The following is a 23385-nucleotide window of genomic DNA, read 5'->3' as shown; positions in this document are numbered from 1 at the left end:
CCGCGGTGGGGTTTACTTTTGCACACACGGCCCTTGCCCCCACTCGCAAGCCCTTGCTAGCAAAGGCGGATAATAACCCCGAGGACTCAGATGGCACGCGCATTCCCCCCGATCCAAACCATCTCGACCGGGCTGGTGGTCGCCATTGTGGGGTTCTTCAGCTCTTTCCCTATCGTATTGCAAGGGCTCGCGGCCATGGGGGCCTCGGCGCAAGACTCCGCGTCGGGCCTGATGATGGCGGCCATTGCCATGGGGGTGACGGCCGTCGGTCTCAGCTTGTGGTACCGGCAACCCATCAGCGTCGCGTGGTCTACTCCGGGCGTTGCCCTGTTGGCCGTGTCCGCGATGCCTGCAGCAGGGTTTTCTGACGCGGTTGGTGCGTTCCTGTGCGCGGGCGCGCTGACCGTATTGGCCGGGCTGTGGCGGCCTTTGGGTCGGTTGGCGGCAGCCATCCCGTCGACATTGGCGCAGGCAATGCTGGGTGGTGTTCTATTGCCCCTGTGCATCTTGCCCTTCAAGGCCGCTGTTGAAATGCCCTGGCAGGCTTTGCCGGTTATCCTGACCTGGTTCGTGGCCGGGCGATTGAACCGTCTGTTCGCGGTTCCGGCAGCGGTTGTCGCCGCAGCAATTGTTGTGGTTCTGAATGCGGGCGACACGTCCGTCACGCCGACCCATCTCGTCGCCGCACCGGTCTGGACAATGCCAACCTTCTCGCTGGCCTCTGCCGTCGGTATTGGTCTGCCGCTGTTCGTTGTCACCATGGCCACGCAGAACATCCCCGGTATCGCGGTGATGCGTAGCTTTGGTTACACCCCAGCCCCCGGCAGGTTGTTCTCTTCGGTCGGTGCAGCCAGCATCCTGTCGGCCCCGTTCGGGGCGCCGGCCACCTGCCTTGCAGCGATCACCGCCGCCATGTGTTCCAACGAAGACAGCCACCCAGACCCAGCCCAGCGGTATTGGTCGGCGGTGATGGCAGGCGTATTCTATTGCCTGTTTGGTGTATTCGCGGTCGCTATCACCGGGTTTGCCGTACACGCTGACCCGCTGTTGATGGGCGCCCTGACAGGGATTGCGTTGATCGGAGTGCTTGCCAACGCCACCCACGCAGCGCTTGATGTTCCGGCGGAGAGGGAAGCCGCCATCCTTACATTTGCCATCACCGCTTCAGGTATCTCGGTATTTGGCCTGGGCGCGGCAGTCTGGGGGCTGTTGGCCGGTGGCATTGCGTATCTGGTCACAAAGCGAATTCGCTAGCGGCGCTCACTCGGCTTGGGATATAGTTTGACCATGCTTGGATCTCTTGGAAAACTGATCGAACGCCAGATCAAAAAGGCACAAGCCGAGGGCCAGTTGCAGGGGCTCGAGGGTGAAGGCAAACCTTTGCCGGATCGGTCGGGTGAGGCGCAGAGTGATCCGGCCATCGCCGCTGGGCACCGGATCATGGCGCAGGCCGGTGTGCTGCCGGAAGAGTTCGAGATCAGGAAAAAGCTTGATGCCGCCCGAAAGGATTACGCCGAGTTGACCGATGCAGATGCACGTAAAGCTGCCATGGCGCGCATCGCCGAGTTGGAGATGCGGTACAACATGGCCCGAGATGCGCGACGGGCCTTTATGCGCTAGCTACTTGAATTCAGGTTTTCGCCCCTGCATCTGCGCCATCACAACCTCCATCTGATCAGGTTTTCCGATCAGTTCTACCTGCTCGGCGGATTCTTCCAACAGAACCTCGGCGCGGGTCTTGGTTTCGGCCACTTCGATCAGACGCTTGGCGGCGCGAATGGCCGAGGGGCTTTTGTCCGCGATGTCTTCGGCCAGCGCCAGTGCCTCGGTCAGCGGATCGTCTGACAGCTTCGTCACCAGCCCCCAGTCCGCCGCCTGCTGCGCGCCAATGGGACGTGCGGTGTAAGTCAACAGGCGCAGTACGTCCGAACGCACCAGTTGCGGCAGCAAAACCATCCCACCCATGTCCGGGATAATGCCCCACTTCATCTCCATCACTGCTAATTTAGCGTCTGGGTGGGCGATGCGAATATCCGCGCCCAGCGCGATTTGCAGCCCACCGCCATAAGCCACACCCTGAATGGCGCAGATCACCGGAGCCGGCACACGCCGCCAGATCAGGGCAAGTTCTTGCATTTCGTTCGCATCCCCGTGGCTGCGGGTCATCAGCCACTCGGTCGGGTCCATATGTGCCATCTTGGCAAAGCTGGCCATATCAAGCCCGGCGCAAAAGCTCTTGCCCTCGCCCGACAGGACCACGGCGCGCGCGTCCGAGGCCGCGACCTCTTGCCCGGCAGACAGCAGCGCCTTGATCATCGCATCGTCCAGCGCGTTCATCTTGTCGCCGCGCGTCAGCGTGACATGGGCGATGTGGTCTTTGTACTCGACAGATACGCGGGTCATGCGGGCCTCCTGATCTTGTTGACCCAACCATGCCCGGAAGGTCTGCGAAGTTCCACCTCTACGTCGGGGCAGTTCTGTCTGCGCATCGCAGATGGTTGCCTGATGGGTGGGCATGGGGTTATCTCGCACCATGACTGACCCACGCTACACGCCGCTTGCCCTGTCCTTGCCCGCAACCGTGCCCTTTGTCGGGCCGGAAACGCAGGAACGTCAGCGCGGCGCGCCTTTTGTGGCCCGGCTGGGAGCGAATGAAAGCATCTTTGGCCCCTCGCCCCACGCCATTGAGGCGATGGCAGAGACGGACATCTGGAAATATGGTGACCCCGAAAGCCACTACCTGCGACATGCACTGGCCGATCATCACGGGGTGAAGCCGGAAAATATCGTGGTCGGAGAGGGCATTGATGGCCTGCTGGGTTACCTCGTGCGGTTGCTGGTCGGCCCCGGCGATACAGTTGTGACCTCGGACGGGGCGTATCCGACCTTCAACTACCACGTGGCCGGGTTTGGCGGCGCGTTGCACAAGGTGCCCTATCGTGACGACCACGAGGACCCCGAGGCGCTGTTTGCCAAAGCCGCCGAGGTGGACGCAAAACTGGTCTATCTGGCGAATCCCGACAACCCGATGGGCAGTTGGCATAGAGGCGCGGATATCGTGGCCACGATGGAGGCCCTGCCTGCGGGATGCCTGCTGGTGCTGGACGAAGCTTATGTGGAATGTGCGCCAGAGGGCACAGCAGCCCCGGTTTCAGCCGATGATCCTCGCGTGATCCGGATGCGCACGTTTTCCAAGGTGTATGGTATGGCCGGGGCGCGAGTTGGCTATGCGATCGGCGCGCCGGGATTGATCGAAGCCTTCAACAAGGTCCGCAACCATTTCGGAATGAACCGAGCAGCACAAGCGGGGGCCTTGGCCGCCTTGCAGGATGCCAACTGGCTGTCGCAAGTTCAGGCACAGATCGTTACGGCACGCGACCGGATCGTCCAGATCGCACAGGAAAACGGGTTGGTGCCCTTGCCGTCGGCCACCAATTTTGTGGCAATTGATTGCGGTGCCGATGGAGAGTATGCCAAAGCGGTGCTTGAGGCATTGGTGGCGCAAGGCATTTTTGTGCGCATGCCATTTGCTGCACCTCAAAACCGCTGTATCCGCGTCAGTTGTGGTACGACGTCGGATCTGGACGCCTTTGCCGCAGCGCTGCCAAAGGCGCTGGCCGCGGCGAAGTCCACTATCTGACCCGGGCCTTCTGTAAGGGTTCAATTGCCAGCGCGGCAGCAGCGGCCTCAAGCGCGCCCGAGCCGCGCGGGATGTTCAGGGCCGCCATGGCGGTCTCCACGCCGCCGAGCATCGCCATAACCATCTGGCCATTCACGTGACCCATATGCCCCAGACGGAAGCAACCGGCATGATCCTCCATCCCCAGACCAATGCCAAGGGTCAGGCCCAGTTGGTTCTCGGTAAACTGGCGCAGCGGCGTTCCTCGACCATCTGTCAAGCGCAGGGCGGTAACCGCGTGGCTGCGATGGGCGCGGTCAGTCACATTCATTTCAAGCGCACCACCTTCGGTCCAGATTTCACATGCCGCCCAGATTGCAGTGGCCAGGAGTTCATGACGGGACCATACATTCTCGACCCCTTCTGCGTGGATCAAGTCGAGCGCAGCGCGCAGACCGTACAGGTGATGCGTCGGCGCGGTGCCGTTGAAATACTGGTAAAACACCTGCGGCTCCGCGCGCGGCTGCCAGTCCCAGTATTGCGAGACGCGCGGCATCGTTGCCCGTTTGGCCTGTGCCTTGTCATTGAAGAACACAAAACCCACGCCCGCTGGCGTCATCAACCCCTTTTGGCAGGCCGACACCATGACATCGACGCCCCAGGCATCCATCTCGAACCGATCGCAGCCCAGCGAGGCGATACAGTCCGCCATCAACAACGCCGGGTGGTTCAGATCGTCCAGCAAGGCCCGTAGCGCAGGGATATCGTTGCGGATCGAACTGGACGTGTCCACGTGAACCGCCAACACGGCCTTGATCTGATGGGCTATATCCGCACGAAGGGCATCTGCAATGCGGTCCATATCCCAAGGTGAGGATGTCCCGAAATCGATCAGTTCGACCTCGGCGCCAACTCCGCGCGCCATTTCGGCCCATCCGTGAGTGAACAGGCCCGAGGCCGGGGCAAGCACCGTTTCCCCCGGTGCAATAACGTTGGACAAGGCGGCTTCCCACGTGCCATGGCCGTTGGCAATATAGATGGCGACATTGTGGTCCGTGCCCGCCACGCGTTTCAGATCGCGTGTCAGGGTCGGCACCATCTCGATCAGCTCGCCGTCATAGATGTTGGGTGATGGGCGGTGCATGGCCTGAAGCACCGCATCAGGCATGACCGAGGGGCCGGGAATCGCCAGATACTCGCGCCCCTGCGCAAGAGAGATTTGGTTTGGCATGGGATCAACCTGTATGAATTGATGCCCACACTAGCGCAGCAAAAAGCCGCGTCAATCCATCAGCTTTGAGGCGTCACGCGCAAGGGCTTCGATCCCGGCCCAATCACCGCCCTGGACCATCTGTTTGGGCGCAACCCAGCTGCCGCCAGCGCAGGCGACATTCGTCAGCGACAGGTAATCGCGGGCATTGGCTGGCGAAACACCGCCCGTCGGACAGAACGTGATCTGCGGCAGCGGCGCGCCGATGGCTTTCAGCGCGGGCGCGCCGCCCGATGCTTCGGCGGGGAAGAATTTCAGCATGTCATAGCCTTTTTCCAGCAGGCGCATCGCCTCGCTGGCCGTGGCCGCGCCGGGCAGCAGAGGCAGGCCTTCGGCCTCACACGCCGCAATCAACACATCGGTCGCGCCGGGTGAGACACCGAACTGCGCGCCTGCCTCTTTAGCGGCACGTACGTCTTCGGGGGTGACCAGAGTGCCAGCGCCCACCACCCCGCCGGGAACCTGCGCCATGGCCCGGATGGCATCCAGTGCCGCCGGCGTGCGCAGTGTTACCTCCAGTGCGGGCAAGCCGCCGGCCACAAGTGCCTCGGCCAAAGGCCTGGCTTGCGCGGCATCATCGACGACCAGAACCGGAACAATCGGTGCCAGACCGCAGATTTCGCGGGTTTGCTGGGTTTTTGACATGAGGATTACACTCCGAAAATACTGGCACCGGCGTCGGCGGATCCGACATTGTTGCGGAAAGCGGCAAATAGGTCCCGCCCGACGCCGTGTTGATTGGCAGACAGGTCGGCTGTGACCGGGGTACGGTCCAGCACACCCGGGGTGAGGATTTCCAGGTCGCCTTTCACCGCGTCGACGCGCAGCACATCGCCGTCCTGCAGATAGGCGATCGCGCCGCCCTCCAGCGCCTCGGGGCAGACATGGATCGCTGCGGGCACCTTACCGGATGCACCGGACATACGGCCATCCGTGACCAGCGCCACCTTTTGGCCCCTGCCCTGAAGGATCGAGAGGATTGGCGTCAGGGAGTGCAATTCGGGCATGCCATTGGCCTTTGGTCCCTGGAAGCGGACGACAACGATCACGTCACCGGTGAATTCGCCCGCCTTGAAGGCCGCTTTAACCTCGGCCTGATCATGGAAAACACGCACGGGCGCTTCGACGACCTGATGTTCGGGCGCGACTGCGGAAACCTTCATGACGGCTGTGCCCAGATTGCCAGTCAGGCGTGACAGTCCACCGGTGGGCTGGAAAGGATCTTTGGCGGGGCGGACAATCTTGTCGTTCAGGCTGTGGCCCGCGCCCTCTTCCCAGATCAGATCGCCGTCTTTCAGCTTGGGTTCTTTGGTGTAATTGTGCAGGCCCTGCCCCGCAACGGTCAGGGTATCGGGGTGCAAAAGTCCATCGTCAAGCAGCGTACCGATGCAATACCCCAAACCACCAGCCGCGTGGAAATGGTTCACATCCGCCAAACCGTTGGGATAGACCCGCGCGACCAAGGGGACGATGGCGGAAATATCGGAAAAATCCTCCCAATCCAGAACGATACCACCCGCCCGTGCCATTGCGATCAGGTGGATCAGCAAGTTGGTCGAACCACCGGTAGCCATCAACCCGACGATGCCATTCACGAAGGCTCGCTCATCCAACACCTGATAAACCGGCGTGTAGTTATTGCCCAACGCACTGAGTGACAGGGCACGGCGCGCACCCTCTTCGGTCAACGCATCCCGCAGCGGCGTGTTCGGATTGATGAAGCTAGAGCCCGGCAGATGCAGCCCCATGAACTCCATCAGCATCTGGTTGGTGTTGGCAGTACCGTAGAACGTACAGGTGCCAGGGCCGTGATAAGCAGCCATTTCGGCGGCCATGAGTTCATCGCGGCCAATCTCTCCGGCAGCGAATTTCTGGCGCACCTTGGCCTTTTCATCGTTGGGCAGGCCGCTGGTCATCGGGCCTGCGGGCAGGAACACGGCGGGCATATGGCCGAAGGCCTGCGCCCCAATTATCAGACCGGGAACAATCTTGTCGCAAACGCCAAGGAAAACAGCTGCGTCGTAGGTATTGTGGCTCAGCGCGACGCCCGTTGCCAAGGCAATCACATCGCGCGAGAACAGCGACAGCTCCATCCCGGCCTCGCCTTGGGTGACGCCGTCGCACATGGCCGGTACGCCACCTGCGACCTGCGCGGTTCCACCGGCGGCACGGATCGCGTCTCGGATCAGGCCGGGGTAACGCTCGAACGGCTGATGGGCTGAAAGCATGTCGTTGTAAGCCGTGACGATGCCGAGGTTTCCGGCGGTGCCGGTCGCCATCGCCTGCTGATCCGTCCCCGCCCCAGCATAAGCGTGGGCCTGACCGCTGCAGGACAGGTGCGCACGAGCCGGGCCTTTGGATCTGGCCTGCTCCATGCGTTCCAGATGCGGGCCACGCAGGTCAGCGCTGCGGTCGATGATCCGCTGGGTGACGTTAGTGATAACAGAATGAACCATGGTTAACCTCCGATCTGACGCCAGCGACGTCCGTCGCGGTGCATCAGCATCAATGCTTCTTCGGGGCCCGAACTGCCCTGATCATAGCGTGCCGGGCGATCGCCGCGATCTTCCCAGCCCTGAATGATGGGATCGACCCAGGCCCAGGCGGCCTCAGCCTCGTCCCCGCGCATGAACAGGGTCTGATCGCCACGTATGACGTCCATAATCAGCCGCTCATATGCATCCGGCGCGCTGGCCTCGACGCCCAAAGCATCGGCAAAGCTCATGTCCAGCGCCACATCAGACAGGCGGAACCCGCCCGGGCCGGGATCTTTGATAGTGGTGCGCAGGGTAATGCCCTCGTCCGGTTGCAGCCGGATCACCAGCACGTTCCCGTGCAGCGGGCCGACATTCGGAAAGATCGTATGCGGCGGATCGCGGAAGAACACGGCGATCTCTGACTCCCTTGCCCTCAACCGCTTGCCCGTGCGCAGATAGAACGGAACACCCGCCCAGCGCCAATTGCCCAAATGAACCTTCAGCGCAATGAAGCTTTCCGTACGGCTGCCGGGGTTGCCAACGTGATCGACATAGCCGCCCTGTCCGTGTTCGGCGCGGTACTGGCCGCGCGCAATATCTTTCTGCTCAACAGGTTCCAGCGCCTCGATCACCTTGACCTTTTCATCACGCACAGCGTTGGGCGCAAATTTCGACGGTGGTTCCATCGCGGTCAGGCACAAAAGCTGTACCAAGTGGTTCTGAATCATATCCCGCATGGCACCGGACTGATCGTAATAGGCACCTCGCCCTTCGACGCTTACGGTTTCGGCCACGGTAATCTGAACGTGATCAATATGGGTCGAGTTCCACAAAGGTTCGAACAGAGAATTGGCGAAACGCAGGGCCATCAGATTCTGAACCGTCTCTTTGCCCAGATAGTGATCGATCCGATAAATCTGATGCTCTTCGAAACAGGCGCGCAAACCTTCGTTCAGCGCTTTGGCGGACGCCAGATCATGACCAAAGGGTTTTTCCACAACAATGCGACTGTCTGGCGTGGCGAGCCCGTGTTCGTTCAATCGATGCGCAATGCCCGAAAACAGGCTTGGACCCACTGAAAGGTAGAACGCGCGCACGACGTCAGGGCGCAATGCCTTGGCCAAATCCGACCAGCCCGCATCGCCTGACGCATCAACAGGGACATACGAGACACGGCTGAGAAAGCGATCCAGAACGTCTTTTTTGAATTCCGGTGCGAATTCCGCCATCGACGCGCGTATCTGTTCGCGGAACGCATCGCTGTCCATGTCCGATCGCGCCGAACCGATGATGCAGGCGTCTTCGGGCATCTGCCCGACCTCAAAGCGGTGATACAGGCCCGGCAGGATTTTACGTTGCGCCAGATCGCCGGTCGCACCGAACAGCACCAGATCGAACGGGTTAACCGGAATTACGCGTGAAACCATCGACGGGCTCCTTCAGTTCTACCTCTGCCAACATAGCACCAGAAAGCCGCAGCACTTGTGGTCTGAGCGATGTTATCGCTAACATTTGCAGATTGCATAGGCAAAGCAGATGCAGAAAGCAAGCCCAGATTTGGGATGTCAGCCCTGATTGCGCAGCCACTCCATGACGGCGGGGCGCACCGATTGCTCACCCCGGTGCCTCGCATCCGCGATGATCTTGCGCAAAGATTGCAGATCGGCTCGCAGCAACACACTTTTGACCGGACCGATCGAGGCTGGGCGCATGGACAGTGTCCGAATGCCCATCGCGGCCAGGCACAGCGCCTCGACCGGGCGGCCAGCATCCTCGCCGCAGAACGAAAGCGGCGTGTTGGAAGAATTGCAGCGCTCAACGATCTGCGCGATGAAACTCAGAAAGCTGACATTCAGCGTGTCATAGCGACGACGTACCAGTTCATTTTCCCGGTCAGCAGCAAAGAAGAATTGCTTCAGGTCATTGCCCCCAACCGAGACAAAGTCGACCTCGTCAAAGAATTTCTGCGGAGCAAAAGCCAGCGACGGGGTTTCCAGCATCGCCCCGACCTCAAGAGTTTCGGGCAGGATGTGACCCAGACGTTTCTCACGCTCGATGGTCTTATTGACCTCCCAACGGGCCTCGTAAAACTCGTCTGCCTGCGCCACGAAAGGGAACATGATCGACAGGGGGCGGCCATTGGCGGCCCGTAAAAGGGCTTGCAACTGCATCCGCATCACGCCGCGTTTGTCCAGACCGACGCGGATCGCGCGCCAGCCCAGCGCCGGGTTTGGTTCCGCCACGTGCTTCATGTAGGGCAGAACCTTGTCGGACCCGATATCCAGCGTGCGGAAAATCACGCGCTTATCCTCAGCCGCGTCCAGAACCCGTTGATATTGCGATACCAACTCCGACCGTTTGGGCATCTTGTTGCGGATCAAAAACTGCAGCTCTGTCCGGAACAAACCCACGCCCTCGGCCCCGGAATTGTTCAACGAGGGCAAATCGGCCATCAGCCCCGCATTCATTACCAGATTGATCCGCTCTCCATCCCGCGTTACCGTCGGGGTTTCGCGGATCGAGGCATAGCGTTCCTGCGCTTTGGCCTGCATCGCGATTTTATCACGCACAGCATTTGCAACGGTGTCCTCGGGGCGCAGATGGACAATGCCTTGGTCGCCATCGACCAGAATGTGATCTCCGTTCAGCGCCTCGGTCGTGATCCGGCCCACATGCACCACCAGCGGAATCGCAAGCGCACGTGCCACGATGGTGGCATGGCTGCCGACCGAGCCTTCCTCAAGCACGATACCTTTCAGTGATCGACCGTATTCCAGCAGGTCTCCCGGACCGATATTGCGGGCGATCAGGATGGGGTCGGGCGGCAGGTCAGCGCCATTTGTATTGCCTTGCCCGGTCAGAATTCGCAGCAACCGGTTGGACAGGTCATCTAGATCAGCCAGCCGTTCACGCAAATACGGATCGGTTACCTGCCCCATCCGCGCGCGCGCCTGCGATTGTTCTTTTTCAACCGCCGCCTCAGCACTGAGGCCCAAGGCGATGTCCTCTTCCATCCGGCGCATCCAGCCTTTGGAATTGGCAAACATGCGATAGGCCTCAAGCACTTGAAGCTGTTCCTTGTCGCCGCCCTGCGAGATTTCAAGCATCTTGTCGACGCCAACGCGCAGCTCTTCGACGGCTTCATTCAGGCGTTCACGTTCGCGATGTGGATCATCGGCAATCGGGTTGGTGACCACGACGCGGGGCTCATGCAGCCAAACATGACCTTCGGCGTATCCTTCCTGCGCCGGACCACCGCTCAGCTGAACCGATTGCTGGTGCAGGGGAGACAGGGCCGCACCCTCACCGATAAAGGCGCCCAGCTCGGCCATCTCGGCCAGAACCATGGCGACAACCTCCAGCGCATAAACCTCATCTGCCGAAAACTGACGCGCCTCGCGGGATTGCACCACAAGAACACCCAGCTTTTCGCCCAGGCGCTGCACCGGCACGCCGAGAAAGGACGAAAACCGTTCTTCGCCGGTTTCCGGCATATAGCGGAAGCCTTTGGCCGATGGCGCATCCGCCGTGTTCACGACTTTGCCGGATTGAGCGACGCGGCCCACGAGCCCCTCACCCATACGCATCCGGGTCTTGTGCACCGCTTCGGGTGCCAAGCCTTCGGTGGCGCACAGCTCCAACGTGTCTTCGTCGCGGAACAGATAGACTGAGCAGACCTCGGCCCGGATGCTGTCGGCTATCAGATGCGTGATCCGGTCAAGACGTTCCTGACCGGCGGCTTCGCTCGCCATCTCTTCGCGCAGCCGCCCCAGCAGCTTGCGGGATTCTGTTTCGGTGCCGTCCGCCATGGCCCAACCAAATTAGTGTGTCAGGCGAGATCCTTGGCTGAAATGCTCAGGCCGCCTTGTCCAGTTCAAAGGCATCATGCAGTGCCTGAACCGCAAGTTCCATGTATTTCCGATCCACAAGGACGGAAATTTTTATCTCAGAGGTTGTAATGACCTTAATGTTGATCCCCTCATCCGAGAGTATCTTGAACATTTTGGCCGCAACACCCGACTGAGAGCGCATTCCGATGCCCACAACCGAGACCTTGCAGACATCTTCGTCCGCAACCAGTTCGGCATAGTTCAGCTCACCTGCGTCCTTGATCGCCAACAACGCTTTCTCGGCACGCGCGACCTGATCGGTCGGGCACGAGAAGGTCATGTCGGTGCGCCCCTCGTCCGAAATATTCTGAACGATCATGTCCACGTTCACGCCCTCATCGCTGAGCGCGGTAAAGATGATCGAGGCGATACCGGGGCGGTCCGCCACCGATACGACGGTCATCTTGGCCTCGTCGCGGGAATAGGCCACACCGGCCACAACATTGGATTCCATGATATCCTCCTCGTCAACGACCAGCGTACCGGCCTCGTCGGATTGTTCCTCGAAACTTGAAAGAACGCGCAGTTTCACCTTATACCGCATCGCCAGCTCAACCGAGCGGGTTTGCAGCACCTTGGCCCCCAGCGAAGCCAATTCGAGCATTTCTTCAAACGAAATACGGTCCAGTTTGCGCGCCTTTTCACAGATGCGCGGGTCGGTGGTATAGACGCCGTCCACATCCGTATAAATATCACAACGCTCGGCCCCGAACGCGGCGGCAAAAGCCACGGCGGTCGTGTCCGAGCCACCCCGGCCCAGCGTGGTGATGCGACCTTCGGGGCTGATGCCTTGGAAGCCTGCGACAACGGCCACTTTCATGCCTTCGTCGAATTTTTGGGTCAGGTTTTCGGTCGGGATTTCTTCGATCCGGGCCTGACTGTGGGCGCTGGTGGTCATCAGCGGCACTTGCCAACCCTGCCAGCTGCGCGCGGGAATATCCATTTCCTGTAACGTCAACGCCATCAGACCGGCGGTCACGTTCTCGCCCGAGGAGACCACGGCGTCATATTCACGCGCATCAAACAGGGGCGAGGTTTCGTTGACCCATCCCACCAGTTCATTGGTCTTGCCCGACATTGCCGAGACAATGACGATCACGTCATAGCCCTTGGCCACCTCAACACCGATGCGTTTCGCCGCGCGGCGGATACGGTCAAGGTTGGCAACCGACGTGCCACCGAATTTCATAACGAGTACGGGCATGGGGGTGGTCTCTCCGCGCCTTGGAATTCAGGTTCCGTGCGTCTTATGCGAGGGGGGCCGCAAGGGCAAGGGTTCAAAACCGCCCCGAATGCCGCATGGGGCTGCTTTACATCCGGCAGAGAGGCTGTCAGCCTTAGTCATCGAATTTTCCAAGAGGTTTTCCATGTTCCGCCTTGCCCTCGCAGTTGTCCTGCTGTCTTCCGCTGCCCTTGCACAGGTTTCAACTCTGGCCGCAACTGACGGCAAGAATGCTTTGGGCACTGTGCCCTGCGCCTCGGGCGGTGCGCCGCTCGACAGCTGCCATGCCGAATTGCGCCACCATGACGACGGCACGACGACATTGGCTGTGTCATTGGGCGGCGGTGAAGTGCGCAGCATCTATTTCACCGATGGCGTGCCGAATTCCAGCAGTTCACCTGCCAAGATCAGCCATGAAACACGTGGCGACCTGACCGTGATTTTCATCGACCCGGATGAGGTCTACGAAATCCCCACCGCAGCGTTGATACGTCAGTAAGCGTGGGGGCGACCGTCCCAGTTTTCGAAACAACCCGTTGTTTCCAATGACAGAGCATCGAACCTTTCAATCAGGCCCTCAGCGGCCTGATCCAGGGTAATCTCGGCCTCGGGTCCGCCCATATCGGTCAGTACCCACCCGGGGTGATAGATACCCACGGCGATTCCATCATCGCGCAAATCCGTGGCCAGATTGCGTCCCAAACTCAAGGCTGCGGCCTTTGATGCGCGATAGATATAGCTGCCCCCCGGCGCGCGGGTGTGCGAGGCCATCGTCGATGAAATAATCGCAATCTTTCCCCGCGCGGCCCGCAGGTTCGGCAACAAAGCCTGAACGGTTAGAAACACGCCTGTCACATTGATGGCAAAGCTTTGCGCCCACATGTCGGCGGGATAGCCGTCAATGCTCTGCCCTTTGTCCAGATAGACCCCGGCGTTGCAGATCAGCAAATCGACAGGTTGATCTGCCAGATGCGTGGCCACGTCGGAATGTTGCGAAGGGTCGGTGACATCCAGAACTACCTGCGCACTGCCATCCCGCGCGGTGCCGGTCAGCTTGTCCCCGCGGGCCCGATAGTTGTTGGCCAGCGTTCGGCCAATGCCACGATTGACCCCCGTAATAACTACATGCACGGCTTAATTTGTCTTTCTGCTGGGAACAAAGGGCAAAGGTGCCACCGGAACCCCATCGTCGATCAGGGCCTGCGCTTCGTCCGGCTTGGCCTCACCATAGATCGCACGCTCGGGCGCATCGCCGAGGTGGATTTTGCGCGCTTCGCTGGCAAAATCCTTACCCACATAGTCCGAGTTCTCTTCGACCTTGCGGCGCAGCTCGGCCAGCACCTTTTCAATGTCTGGCGCGGGGGCAGCTACATCTATTGTTTCCGCCTCGGGCATGGGGGCGATGGTCTTTGCCACGGCCTCACGGGCCGGGCGGACACGTGGGGTCATGATAGCCTTGTCAACATCCGCACACCCACACACAGCGCATGTCACCATGCCCGTGGATGCCAGTTTGTCGTAAGCGGCGGCCGATTGGAACCAACTGTCAAATGTATGGCCGTTGCTGCATTTCAATGCGTATTGAATCATGATCCGTCCAAATGTCGGTTGTCAAATTGATAACCACAGACATGGCAATATCAAGCCCTACCAGGGGCATCTTAACGCATGATTGGCTCAAGTTTGCGAAACATTTGCCCAAGTTCGGGGAAATTGACGTGAACTGCGGCTTTTTTCGGCACAAACCATTGTCTTTGCCGCTGTTTGAATTCGGGAAAATACGCCGCAACCGATGTCACCAATAAGGGAAAAACATCCACGACGCACAATACTGCGCCTTTTTTCTGATGACGTTTTTGATAGCAAAACTGCCCCATTGCCTGCGTATCGCACTCGCCCCGTATGCCGGCCTCTTCCCACGCCTCCTGGCCTGCGGTCTGAGACGCAGTCAGCCCATCAATCAACCACCCTTTGGGAATGATCCAACGGCGCGATTTGCGCGTTGTAATCAACAGCACTTCGGGTTGCCCTAGCTCGACACGATAGCATAAAGCCGCCGATTGTTGCAGCACTGGCAGGTGCCGGGCATTTTCGGAGTCATGAGGCGAAAGCCTTGCGTCAATCACGCCGAGCCGCCTTTCATATGGATATTTGCCTGTTTGCCCGCGTTGTTTTGGTTTATTTAGCGGACGCTCAAACCATCAATACCATATGCGGTGAAATTCTCCAAGTCTTTGAAGAAAAATCACATTCGGGCGGCGAGTTTACGCACCAACTCATCGTGTGGAATATCGGCATCGACCGCCAAACGGCGCAGGCCGAAATGCACGCGGGCAATCTGCTGGTAATACCGCGTGTAGACATAGTTGGTGCCGCCTCCGGCGATGGCCCCCAACACGGGCACGGATTGCGCCGCCAGCTTCTGCCCCAACACAACTGACAACCGCGGAGCGACCGCTGCGATCAGTTTCTGCATAGCAGGCCCTGTTAGGGTCAACCTGACCGAGAAGAACCCCAGATCGGCTCCATCGTCATTGGACAAAGGCCCGGCGGCGGACAGGACACGCACGCAATCAAATTTCACACCGTCTTCTGACGGATCAAACCCTTCGCGCGCAGCCGCGCCTTGTATGGCACGCAGCAGCATCGCGGTCGTCGCAGGTAATTCCATCAAGGCGGTGGACATGCCGCCCAACCCTCCGGCGGCACCCATGGCAGTGGTCACCGCGGTATTGACCCAGGGATGCTGGTCCGGCACAGCCCGGCGTGATCCCTCGGCGGCGTGCATCGCCAGCCATAGGGCCTGTTCCGTCGCGCCAGTCAGCCCCTGCCTGATCGGTTCTGGCAATTGCTCAAGCAAGGATTCCGCCGAACCACCGAGATTGTTCAGCAGTTTGATACCCGGCCCTCCGGCCGTTCGGTAATACCCAGCCAATCGGTCCAGTTCCGCCTCAGCATCCAGCTTTTCAACAAGAACCACGTCCTGCATAAATACCCTCCTGCCCAATAGACATCGGGATTTATGGCCAAGGTTTCAATAGTTCAGCGGGTCCAACGGGTGACAAGGCCATCCACCCCGTCCCATACACCCGAGGATAATTCCAGCCCCAGAATTCGGTCCGGGTTGGTCGGAGGAGGCATTTCAACCCCATTCAGACGGGAAAACCCGAACCGGGCATAATAAGGAACATCACCAACCAACATGACCCGATCCCAGCCCATCGCCCGGCCAGCTTCGATACCTTCGTGGATCAAAAAACCACCCAAACCCTCGCCTTGATGGGTGGGGTGTACGGCCACCGGCCCCAGCAGCAAGGCATCATGGTCGCCCACATGAACCGGCCAGAACCGGATGGCCCCGGCCAGAATGCCCTGCCCGTCACGCGCGACCAGAGACAAGCCCGAAACCGGCGGCACATCATCGCGCAGACGATAGGAAGACAGCGCCTCGCGCCCTGGCGCAAAACACAGGTCATAGAGGGCCTCGACCTCCCACCAATCATCCGGCTCTTCCGGCCTGATCCCGAACTGCTGCACCCCGGCCCTCTTTTCCTTGCTGGAATTCGCCCTAGCACTTCGCTACGCCTTGGGCAAACGCTTGGAGTAAAGATGTTCTATCGACCCGAAGACGGCCACGGCCTGCCGCACAATCCATTCAACGCTGTTATTACGCCCCGCCCGATCGGTTGGATCTCCACCCGCAGCCCCGATGGGATCAACAACCTGGCACCTTATTCCTTCTTCAACGGTGTCGCCTACACGCCCCCACAGGTGATGTTCGCTTCAACGGGCACCAAGCACGATCAGGACGGCGGCAAGGACAGCGTCGCGAATATAGAAGCGACCGGAGTGTTCTGCGTGAACGTGGTGGCACACGCACACCGCGATGCGATGAATGCCAGTTCAGCAGGCCTGCCCAAACATCACGACGAATTCGCACATGCCGGCCTGACGCCGGTTGAATGCGAAACCATTCCCTGCGCCCGGGTCGAAGGTGCCCCGGCAGCACTGGAATGCAAATTGACCAAGATTGTCACTTTACCGGGCGAGACTAATCGGGTTGTTTTCGGAGAAGTAACCGGTGTCCACCTGCGAGACGATTGTTTGAAGGACGGAATATTTGACGTGACGACCTTCAACCCCCTCGCCCGGCTTGGGTATCGGGACTATTCAGTCGTTACCGAGTTGTTCTCGCTTAGCCGCCCAGACGACTAAGGATTACAGGGGGTGCTGCCCCCGCCGCCCGTTGGGCGCCTCCCCCGAGATATTTTTAGCCAGATGAAGCAGGGGATCCTGTATTCATCTGGCCACAAGCACCTCGGAGCGCGAGGCAGAGCCTCGCAAATTACCTAGTGGCCGCCCAGAATGCCGGTGCGAACCGAATAATCCACAGCCAGTTGGTAATCGGGGTCATCATCGCTGTCGACCATCAGATGCCCTGCTTTGTTCAGCAGCTTGTGGCAATCGCGGCTAAGGTGGCGCAGCATGACGCGTTTGCCTGCGGCCTCGTATTTCGCAGCGACGTTTTCGATAGCCTGCAGCGCGGACTGGTCCACAACCCGGCTTTCCGCAAAATCCACGATCACGGTGTCAGGATCACTTGGCACATCGAACAACTCGACAAACCCCTCGGAGGAACCAAAGAACAGAGGCCCTTGGATTTCGTAGACTTTTGCGCCTTTTTCGGTTTCCGACTCACGCGCGATAGCGTGGATACGCTTTGCGTTGTTCCACGCATAGGCCAGCGCGGAGACGATGACACCAACCACAACTGCAACCGCGAGGTCTTCCATCACCGTCACCACAGTCACCAGAACGATCACGAACGCGTCCGTCAACGGCACTTTGCGCATGATCTTGAACGAGTTCCAGGCAAACGTGCCGATCACCACCATGAACATCACCCCGACCAGTGCGGCCAGCGGGATTTGCTCGATCAGCGGTGAGGCAAACAAGATGAACACCAGCAGGAACAGCGCCGCCGCGATACCGGCGATACGGGTCCGGCCACCGGACTTCACGTTGATCATCGACTGACCGATCATGGCGCAACCACCCATGCCACCGAAGAAACCGGTGGCGACGTTGGCAACGCCTTGCGCGATACACTCCTGCGAAGCCCCGCCGCGCTTACCGGTGATCTCCCCAACAAGGTTCAGGGTCAACAGGGATTCGATCAGCCCGATTGCGGCCAGAATGACGGCATAGGGCAGGATAATTTCAAAAGTTTCCCAGGTCAGCGGCACCATCGGGATGTGGAACGGAGGCAAACCTCCCTCGATAGACGCCAGGTCACCGACGCGAGGCACGTCCAAACCAAAGCCAATCACCAGCGCGGCAACGACAAAAATACCGGCCAGCGGCGCAGGAATGATGCGCGTGATACGCGGCATGACCCAGATCACCGCCATGGTCAGTGCGACCAGGCCCAGCATCGTGTAAAGTTGCAGACCGGAAAGCCATTCGCCGCCGCCGACACCATGGCCGGTGTTTTCCATGGTACCGGGCACTTTGAACTGACCCAACTGCGCCAGAAAGATCACGATTGCCAGACCATTCACAAAGCCCAGCATCACCGGATGCGGCACCAGCCGGATGAACCGGCCCCAATGCATGGCCCCAGCGATCACTTGCAGGATACCCATCAAAACCACGGTCGCGAACAGGTATTCAACCCCGTGTTGGGCCACCAGCGCCACCATCACAACGGCCAGAGCCCCGGTCGCGCCCGAAATCATGCCCGGACGACCACCGATCAGCGCCGTGATTAGACCAACCATAAAGGCCGCGTACAAACCAACCAGCGGATGCACGCCGGCCACAAAGGCAAAGGCCACCGCTTCGGGCACCAGCGCCAGCGCCACAGTCAGACCGGACAGCAGTTCGATCCGCAGGCGCGAGGCGGTCAGCCCTTCGTCCGGCACCCAACGAAGATCGGGTTTGGCTATACGATTGGCAAAGCTTGCCAGCATGGCTCGGGGCATGGGACGGTCCTGTTGGTATTTTGGGTTCGCGCGAAAGGGGTCTTTTAGCGGTCAAACCCCGCAGGAGATACCGCGCCAAGTGGGACCCAGATATGCAACAGACGCATACCGCGCCATCAACCAACACAAACCGTTGAACCCACTTGCCAAATCCTCCGCTGCCCCTCAGACAGTCTGTATCGTATTTTTTCATTCGGAGCGCAGCCATGACCCAGACGAAAATCGCAATCATCGGCGGATCAGGTATCTACGATATCGACGGGCTGGAAAATGCGGAATGGGTTACGGTTGAAACGCCGTGGGGCGCACCTTCAGACCAGATCCTGACAGGGTCTCTGAATGGGGTCGGCATGGCCTTTCTACCCCGTCACGGGCGAGGCCACGTTCATTCACCGACCGAGGTACCCTATCGCGCTAACATCGATGCGCTTAAACGGCTGGGGGTAACGGACGTCATCTCGGTTTCCGCCTGCGGGTCATTCCGCGAGCACATGGCACCTGGGGATTTCGTGATCGTCGACCAATTCATTGACCGGACCTTCGCGCGCGAGAAAAGCTTTTTCGGCACTGGTTGCGTTGCCCATGTCAGTGTAGCGCATCCCACCTGCCCGCGCCTGTCGGATGCGTGTGAGACCGCAGGCAAGGCCGCAGGCATCACCATCCATCGCGGTGGCACCTATCTAGCGATGGAGGGGCCTCAGTTCTCGTCTCTGGCCGAATCCAAGATGTACCGCGAGCATTGGGGGTGTGATGTGATCGGCATGACCAACATGCCCGAGGCGAAACTCGCCCGCGAGGCCGAGCTTTGCTATGCCTCGATCGCCATGGTCACCGACTATGATAGCTGGCACCCGGATCACGGCGAGGTCGACGTGACCGCCATTATCGCCACCCTAACCGGGAATGCAGAAAAAGGCCGAGCGCTGGTCAAGGGCCTGCCCGACCTGCTGGGAGCCGAGCGCGCGCCCTGCCCGCATGGTTGCGATCGGGCATTGGAATTTGCGATCCTCACTGCGCCCGAAAAACGCGATCCGGCGTTACTGGCCAAGCTAGATGCGGTCGCAGGTCGGATTCTTTAAACCACGCTACTGCGCAAGGGTCTGCTGCACCTCGTCCCACAAGCCATACGACCAGAGGTCGTTGTGGGTGCCGTTGGGGATGACATGAAGTTCTGCGGTGTCGCCAGACATCGACGCCAGCGCTTGGCCGTGATGCACCGGAACGGTTTCATCTTCGGTTCCGTGGAAGATCAGCGTTGGCACGGTAACGTCGCCGATAAAGTCTCGGGTGGCGAACTGATCCTTCATCAAGGCCGAAACCGGCAGAAACGGATAGCGCTCGGCCGCGACATCCACAGTCGCAGTGAAGGGGGCTTCAAGCACGAGTAACTGTGCATTCGGACGCTGTTGGGCGACAGCGGCCGCTACGCCGGTGCCAAGGCTTTGACCGTGCAGGACGACGGCTGCACCCTCAGAGTCCAGACGGTCAAACATGTGAACTCCGTCCGAAATCAACGCCAGTTCCGAGGGTTCGCCGCCACTGCCTGGAAAACCGCGATAGCTGGGGGCGAGCAGGCCAAAGCCACTGTTCAGGATTTCCCGCAGCCGGTCGGCCCGGTCACCCAGATTGCCGCTTTGACCGTGAAAAAACAGAACCGTCGGCGCACCTTCAGTGGCCGGTGGCGCGGACCACGCCGTCAGCACAACCCCGTCGGACATAGGCAGAGAGATCACGTCGACATCGGCCAGTCCAACCTCATTGGGGGCGGGCAGTTCTCCGGACGGTTTGTATAGCAGCTCATCCTGATTGGCGTACATGTACCCCACGATTCCGGCGTAAATCACGACGCTGATCAGGATCAACAGGATCAGCACACGTTTCAACCGCCCGTCGTTTGAGCGGGACATGTCCTTGAACGCTTTCGAATAGTCGGGATGTGTCTGCGTCACCTTCGCCTCCGATCCTTTGATAGGCCCTAGGTTGTAGGGCCAGACCGGCGTTTCAAGGACGGCTCGCACGCTTTAACGCAATCTTTAACTTACTCAACCCGGGTACATTGTGACCGATGAAGGTGGCAAGGTCGCCCTGATCCTCGCAATTTGTTTATCTTAAACACGCCACTGAACCGCATTTGTGCCACAAAATCATTTCAGTACGCCCCAAACAGAGGAGCACCATGAAACGACTTGAAGCCCTGGACGCCGCCCGCTTTATTGCTTTTTGCGGCATGGTGCTGGTGAATTTCCGCATCGCGGCGCAAGTTGCGCCGGGCCATGACTGGGCGTCAAACCTTGTCGACGCTTTGGAGGGACGGGCCGCCGCGCTGTTCGTCATTCTGGCTGGTGTAGGATTGGGTCTTTCGAACATCCCTGCTGGTGTGCTGCTGCGGCGCGCGGCCTTTCTGTTCGTTCTCGGCCTGATCAACATGACCGTGTTCGACGCCGACATTCTGCATTTCTACGCATTGTATTTTGGGGTTGGGGCGGCGTTTCTTTCGGCCTCGGGGCGTATGTTATGGCTGGGCGCGTTGGGAATTGTAGCGCTGGCCGTTTTGACCAACCTTGTCATTGATTATGAGCGGGGCTGGGATTGGTCCACGCTCAGCTATACCGACCTCTGGACCCTGCCCGGCTTTTTACGCAATACGTTTTTCAATGGCTGGCATCCGGTTTTGCCTTGGGCCGCTTTCCTGCTGATCGGCATGGCCATCGGGCGATCACAGCTTCACACGATCTGCATTCAACACCGCCTGATCATGTGGGGATTTGGCGCTGCCGTGTTGGCCCTGTTTCCACAAAGGTTGGTGTCCGATCCGGAATTGGTTGCCTATCTGGGCACTGCGTCGATTCCGCCAGGCCCGTTCTATATTCTGGCCAGCACCGGATCGGCATGCGTGGTGATCGGACTGTTTCTGAAGCTATGGCCAAAGATCGAAAAACTGCGCCTTGGCCCTGCACTGACCGCTCCGGGACGGCAGAGCCTGACCCTCTATGTGGCGCATATCCTGATCGGAATGGGATTGCTGGAGGAGCTTGGTTTGCTGAATGGCACGCTCAGCCCGACACAGATCGTGGTCTACGCGCTTGGGTTCTGCGCTTTGTCCTCGGGTTTTGCCCTGTTGTGGTTCCGCCGGTTCAAGCGCGGCCCACTTGAGGCGTTGATGCGTCGCGTCACCGAGCCACGAAAGGCTTGACCTCACCGTCGCGGCGGGGCTTGGTGAGGGCGAAACCAAAACAGGTAACCCCATGTCTTTTGAACTTTGGCTGACTTTTGTGGCCGCATCGACCGCCTTGCTGCTTATCCCCGGCCCGACCGTGTTGCTGGTGCTTAGCTATGCCCTGTCAAAAGGGCGCAGCGTCGCCGTGGCCTCAGCCACAGGGGTGGCGGTGGGGGATCTGGTTGCAATGACCGCTTCGTTACTGGGGCTGGGGGCGCTGGTGCTGACCTCGGCTACTTTGTTTTCTGTGCTGAAATGGGTGGGTGCGGCCTATCTTGTGTGGCTGGGCATCAAGCTGCTGCGCAGCGCGCCCTCGGGCGGGTTAGAGGCACCAGAGACCGGGCGAAACGTCACCGCACACAGTGTCTTTGGCCATGCCGCCGCCGTTACAGCGCTGAACCCGAAATCCCTTGCCTTTTTCATCGCCTTCGTACCGCAATTCCTGCGTCCGGCGGACCCATTGGGCCCGCAATTCGCTATCCTGATCGCGACTTTCGTGGGTCTGGCCTGGCTGAACGCGCTGGCCTATGCGCTGCTGGCTGACCGGCTGCGCCGGATGATCGGACGCGCCGGGGTCATCACTGCGATGACCCGGTTCGGAGGGCTGACTTTGATTGGAATGGGGGTTGCAACCGCCGTGCTGCGCCGCCCGGCCTGAGGGTTCAACTCGCTTCGTGTTCTTTCATGAACCCACGGATAAAACGCCGTATTTCACGTGCGGCTGATGTGTCCAGCTCCCTACACAGTTCGACAAATGCGTCCCGCTCATCCTTGTCCAGGCGCAGGACCAACTGGCTGTTTTTCTTGGCAGATACCTTGCTGTCCATCTTTCTCGCACACCCTGTTCAACGCCTAAACCCAAAAGCGATACACTGCATATACAATGCATAGCAATTGCAGGTACCGGCGACCTACCAACAAAACAGAGTTTTGGCAATCAACCTTTACGCGACTCAGGCATTCCATTTACCAGTCCGGCGCGTCCGTCGTGGTCACCCACTGCATTGCATCGCTATTTCGTACTATCAAAGCTCAATTCCGCTCCCTGTCGGGAAATCAGCAATAATCTTTCCTTGCAAGGCTGCCCCCAATGGGCCAAATACGCCCGCGTGTTTTGACGTCAGAGGGATTGGTCATGTCCAGAAACAAGTCGGTCAAGGATTACATCCGAACCATCCTCGATTTCCCGCATGAGGGGATCATGTTTCGCGACGTAACCACTTTGTTCGCTGATCCGCGCGGGTTTCGTATGGCAATCGATCAGATGTTGCACCCCTACGCGGGTGAGCAGATCGACAAAGTCGTGGGCCTTGAGGCGCGCGGCTTCATTCTGGGCGGTGCCATTGCCCATCAGCTGAGCGTCGGCTTCGTGCCGATCCGCAAAAAGGGCAAACTGCCCGGCACCACCATCAGCCAGGACTACAAACTGGAATATGGTGAGGCGATCGTTGAGATTCACGATGACGTCATTCAACCGGGCGAGAAAATCCTTGTCGTCGACGATCTGCTGGCAACGGGCGGCACCGCCGCTGCCGGGATCAAGCTGATTGAACGGCTGGGGGGTGAGATCGTGTCATGCTCGTTCATTGTCGACCTGCCGGAACTGGGCGGCCGCAAGGCGTTGGAAGACATGGGTATGGATGTGCACGTTCTGTGCGAATTCGAAGGGTTGTAAGCGCCCTTCATTCAATATCCCAAGGGCAAGG

Annotated in this window: 24 protein-coding genes; 9 read left to right on the top strand and 15 right to left on the bottom strand. The window is 59.5% G+C overall.

The features are described 5' to 3' along the window. Positions 1-90: 90 nt before the first annotated feature. A complete protein-coding gene (locus tag AB1A64_RS19825; RefSeq protein WP_366553502.1) occupies positions 91-1254 on the top strand; it encodes a benzoate/H(+) symporter BenE family transporter in 1164 nt (387 codons plus the stop codon). Between the two features lie 33 nt (positions 1255-1287). Continuing rightward, positions 1288-1620 (top strand): DUF1992 domain-containing protein, encoded by a 333-nt coding sequence (locus AB1A64_RS19820; protein WP_170398883.1) that lies wholly within the window; start codon positions 1288-1290, stop codon positions 1618-1620. On the opposite strand, the gene AB1A64_RS19815 is transcribed toward AB1A64_RS19820, so the two are convergent. Then, complete coding sequence (locus AB1A64_RS19815; RefSeq protein ID WP_366553500.1) at positions 1621-2403, bottom strand: crotonase/enoyl-CoA hydratase family protein; 783 nt, start codon at positions 2401-2403, stop codon at positions 1621-1623. Positions 2404-2533: 130 nt separating this feature from the next. Between AB1A64_RS19815 and AB1A64_RS19810 the strand changes: the two genes are divergently transcribed. Then, positions 2534-3640, top strand: a complete 1107-nt coding sequence (locus tag AB1A64_RS19810) for a pyridoxal phosphate-dependent aminotransferase (RefSeq protein WP_366553498.1) — start codon at positions 2534-2536, stop codon at positions 3638-3640. On the opposite strand, the gene AB1A64_RS19805 is transcribed toward AB1A64_RS19810, so the two are convergent. The 6 genes from AB1A64_RS19805 to AB1A64_RS19780 all read right to left on the bottom strand — a co-directional run bounded on the left by AB1A64_RS19805 (position 3633) and on the right by AB1A64_RS19780 (position 12460). Further along, entirely contained in the window at positions 3633-4850 is a 1218-nt protein-coding gene (locus AB1A64_RS19805) for an aminotransferase class V-fold PLP-dependent enzyme (protein WP_366553496.1), read from the bottom strand. The two genes, AB1A64_RS19810 and AB1A64_RS19805, sit on opposite strands and share 8 nt — an antisense overlap. Positions 4851-4901: 51 nt before the next feature. Next, entirely contained in the window at positions 4902-5534 is a 633-nt protein-coding gene (locus AB1A64_RS19800; RefSeq protein ID WP_366553494.1) for a bifunctional 4-hydroxy-2-oxoglutarate aldolase/2-dehydro-3-deoxy-phosphogluconate aldolase, read from the bottom strand. A gap of 5 nt (positions 5535-5539) precedes the next feature. Next, a complete protein-coding gene (edd, locus tag AB1A64_RS19795) occupies positions 5540-7345 on the bottom strand; it encodes a phosphogluconate dehydratase (RefSeq protein WP_366553493.1) in 1806 nt (601 codons plus the stop codon). 2 nt (positions 7346-7347) lie between these two features. Next, complete coding sequence (gene zwf, locus AB1A64_RS19790) at positions 7348-8793, bottom strand: glucose-6-phosphate dehydrogenase (RefSeq protein WP_366553491.1); 1446 nt, start codon at positions 8791-8793, stop codon at positions 7348-7350. A gap of 138 nt (positions 8794-8931) precedes the next feature. After that, a complete protein-coding gene (gene ptsP / locus AB1A64_RS19785) occupies positions 8932-11175 on the bottom strand; it encodes a phosphoenolpyruvate--protein phosphotransferase (RefSeq protein WP_366553489.1) in 2244 nt (747 codons plus the stop codon). 46 nt (positions 11176-11221) lie between these two features. Then, a complete protein-coding gene (locus AB1A64_RS19780) occupies positions 11222-12460 on the bottom strand; it encodes an aspartate kinase (protein WP_170351389.1) in 1239 nt (412 codons plus the stop codon). 163 nt (positions 12461-12623) lie between these two features. Between AB1A64_RS19780 and AB1A64_RS19775 the strand changes: the two genes are divergently transcribed. Further along, positions 12624-12977: a hypothetical protein gene (locus tag AB1A64_RS19775; protein WP_366553487.1), complete on the top strand. Its 354-nt coding sequence runs from the start codon at positions 12624-12626 to the stop codon at positions 12975-12977. On the opposite strand, the gene AB1A64_RS19770 is transcribed toward AB1A64_RS19775, so the two are convergent. From AB1A64_RS19770 to AB1A64_RS19750, 5 genes are all read right to left on the bottom strand, one after another. Then, entirely contained in the window at positions 12971-13609 is a 639-nt protein-coding gene (locus AB1A64_RS19770) for an SDR family oxidoreductase (RefSeq protein WP_366553485.1), read from the bottom strand. The genes AB1A64_RS19775 and AB1A64_RS19770 overlap by 7 nt on opposite strands. Positions 13610-13612: 3 nt before the next feature. Beyond that, positions 13613-14068 (bottom strand): DUF1178 family protein, encoded by a 456-nt coding sequence (locus AB1A64_RS19765; protein ID WP_366553483.1) that lies wholly within the window; start codon positions 14066-14068, stop codon positions 13613-13615. A 71-nt stretch (positions 14069-14139) separates the two neighbouring features. Beyond that, entirely contained in the window at positions 14140-14550 is a 411-nt protein-coding gene (locus AB1A64_RS19760) for an NUDIX hydrolase (RefSeq protein WP_366553614.1), read from the bottom strand. Between the two features lie 173 nt (positions 14551-14723). Beyond that, on the bottom strand, positions 14724-15467 hold the full coding sequence (locus AB1A64_RS19755) for an EcsC family protein (protein WP_366553481.1): 744 nt from the start codon (positions 15465-15467) through the stop codon (positions 14724-14726). Positions 15468-15520: 53 nt separating this feature from the next. Further along, positions 15521-16015, bottom strand: coding sequence for an N-acetyltransferase (locus tag AB1A64_RS19750; protein WP_366553479.1), 495 nt, complete (start codon positions 16013-16015; stop codon positions 15521-15523). 72 nt (positions 16016-16087) lie between these two features. Between AB1A64_RS19750 and AB1A64_RS19745 the strand changes: the two genes are divergently transcribed. After that, on the top strand, positions 16088-16693 hold the full coding sequence (locus tag AB1A64_RS19745) for a flavin reductase family protein (protein ID WP_366553477.1): 606 nt from the start codon (positions 16088-16090) through the stop codon (positions 16691-16693). Positions 16694-16827: 134 nt separating this feature from the next. Here the strand turns inward: AB1A64_RS19745 and AB1A64_RS19740 are convergent, their stop codons facing one another. Next, positions 16828-18462: a SulP family inorganic anion transporter gene (locus AB1A64_RS19740; protein ID WP_366553475.1), complete on the bottom strand. Its 1635-nt coding sequence runs from the start codon at positions 18460-18462 to the stop codon at positions 16828-16830. A gap of 206 nt (positions 18463-18668) precedes the next feature. On the opposite strand from AB1A64_RS19740, the gene AB1A64_RS19735 reads away from it, so the two are divergent. Further along, complete coding sequence (locus AB1A64_RS19735) at positions 18669-19541, top strand: S-methyl-5'-thioadenosine phosphorylase (protein ID WP_366553473.1); 873 nt, start codon at positions 18669-18671, stop codon at positions 19539-19541. A 6-nt stretch (positions 19542-19547) separates the two neighbouring features. Here the strand turns inward: AB1A64_RS19735 and AB1A64_RS19730 are convergent, their stop codons facing one another. Further along, complete coding sequence (locus AB1A64_RS19730; protein ID WP_366553471.1) at positions 19548-20411, bottom strand: alpha/beta hydrolase; 864 nt, start codon at positions 20409-20411, stop codon at positions 19548-19550. Positions 20412-20638: 227 nt separating this feature from the next. Between AB1A64_RS19730 and AB1A64_RS19725 the strand changes: the two genes are divergently transcribed. Together AB1A64_RS19725 and AB1A64_RS19720 are read left to right on the top strand one after the other, a co-directional pair. Beyond that, on the top strand, positions 20639-21655 hold the full coding sequence (locus AB1A64_RS19725) for a DUF418 domain-containing protein (protein WP_366553469.1): 1017 nt from the start codon (positions 20639-20641) through the stop codon (positions 21653-21655). A gap of 52 nt (positions 21656-21707) precedes the next feature. Next, positions 21708-22337 carry a LysE family translocator gene (locus AB1A64_RS19720; protein ID WP_366553467.1) on the top strand — a complete coding sequence of 210 codons (630 nt, stop codon included), beginning with the start codon at positions 21708-21710 and terminating at the stop codon, positions 22335-22337. A gap of 4 nt (positions 22338-22341) precedes the next feature. On the opposite strand, the gene AB1A64_RS19715 is transcribed toward AB1A64_RS19720, so the two are convergent. Further along, the gene (locus AB1A64_RS19715; protein ID WP_170351409.1) at positions 22342-22506 is read right to left on the bottom strand and encodes a hypothetical protein; all 165 of its coding nucleotides are present in this window, start codon (positions 22504-22506) and stop codon (positions 22342-22344) included. 308 nt (positions 22507-22814) lie between these two features. Between AB1A64_RS19715 and AB1A64_RS19710 the strand changes: the two genes are divergently transcribed. Next, positions 22815-23354, top strand: a complete 540-nt coding sequence (locus tag AB1A64_RS19710; protein WP_366553465.1) for an adenine phosphoribosyltransferase — start codon at positions 22815-22817, stop codon at positions 23352-23354. The last annotated feature ends 31 nt before the right edge of the window (positions 23355-23385 follow it).

It is taken from the genome of Ruegeria sp. ANG10 (assembly GCF_040705255.1).
In the GTDB taxonomy this organism is placed as follows: Bacteria; Pseudomonadota; Alphaproteobacteria; order Rhodobacterales; family Rhodobacteraceae; genus Ruegeria.
This window is presented reverse-complemented; position numbering and strand designations above follow the sequence as displayed.

Coding starts and splice junctions, on each gene's coding strand:
- AB1A64_RS19825 (WP_366553502.1), top strand. CDS start 91: ATGGCACGCGCATTCCCCCCGATCCAAACCATCTCGACCGGGCTGGTG.
- AB1A64_RS19820 (WP_170398883.1), top strand. CDS start 1,288: ATGCTTGGATCTCTTGGAAAACTGATCGAACGCCAGATCAAAAAGGCA.
- AB1A64_RS19815 (WP_366553500.1), bottom strand. CDS start 2,403: ATGACCCGCGTATCTGTCGAGTACAAAGACCACATCGCCCATGTCACG.
- AB1A64_RS19810 (WP_366553498.1), top strand. CDS start 2,534: ATGACTGACCCACGCTACACGCCGCTTGCCCTGTCCTTGCCCGCAACC.
- AB1A64_RS19805 (WP_366553496.1), bottom strand. CDS start 4,850: ATGCCAAACCAAATCTCTCTTGCGCAGGGGCGCGAGTATCTGGCGATT.
- AB1A64_RS19800 (WP_366553494.1), bottom strand. CDS start 5,534: ATGTCAAAAACCCAGCAAACCCGCGAAATCTGCGGTCTGGCACCGATT.
- edd (WP_366553493.1), bottom strand. CDS start 7,345: ATGGTTCATTCTGTTATCACTAACGTCACCCAGCGGATCATCGACCGC.
- zwf (WP_366553491.1), bottom strand. CDS start 8,793: ATGGTTTCACGCGTAATTCCGGTTAACCCGTTCGATCTGGTGCTGTTC.
- ptsP (WP_366553489.1), bottom strand. CDS start 11,175: ATGGCGGACGGCACCGAAACAGAATCCCGCAAGCTGCTGGGGCGGCTG.
- AB1A64_RS19780 (WP_170351389.1), bottom strand. CDS start 12,460: ATGCCCGTACTCGTTATGAAATTCGGTGGCACGTCGGTTGCCAACCTT.
- AB1A64_RS19775 (WP_366553487.1), top strand. CDS start 12,624: ATGTTCCGCCTTGCCCTCGCAGTTGTCCTGCTGTCTTCCGCTGCCCTT.
- AB1A64_RS19765 (WP_366553483.1), bottom strand. CDS start 14,068: ATGATTCAATACGCATTGAAATGCAGCAACGGCCATACATTTGACAGT.
- AB1A64_RS19755 (WP_366553481.1), bottom strand. CDS start 15,467: ATGCAGGACGTGGTTCTTGTTGAAAAGCTGGATGCTGAGGCGGAACTG.
- AB1A64_RS19745 (WP_366553477.1), top strand. CDS start 16,088: ATGTTCTATCGACCCGAAGACGGCCACGGCCTGCCGCACAATCCATTC.
- AB1A64_RS19740 (WP_366553475.1), bottom strand. CDS start 18,462: ATGCCCCGAGCCATGCTGGCAAGCTTTGCCAATCGTATAGCCAAACCC.
- AB1A64_RS19735 (WP_366553473.1), top strand. CDS start 18,669: ATGACCCAGACGAAAATCGCAATCATCGGCGGATCAGGTATCTACGAT.
- AB1A64_RS19725 (WP_366553469.1), top strand. CDS start 20,639: ATGAAACGACTTGAAGCCCTGGACGCCGCCCGCTTTATTGCTTTTTGC.
- AB1A64_RS19720 (WP_366553467.1), top strand. CDS start 21,708: ATGTCTTTTGAACTTTGGCTGACTTTTGTGGCCGCATCGACCGCCTTG.
- AB1A64_RS19715 (WP_170351409.1), bottom strand. CDS start 22,506: ATGGACAGCAAGGTATCTGCCAAGAAAAACAGCCAGTTGGTCCTGCGC.
- AB1A64_RS19710 (WP_366553465.1), top strand. CDS start 22,815: ATGTCCAGAAACAAGTCGGTCAAGGATTACATCCGAACCATCCTCGAT.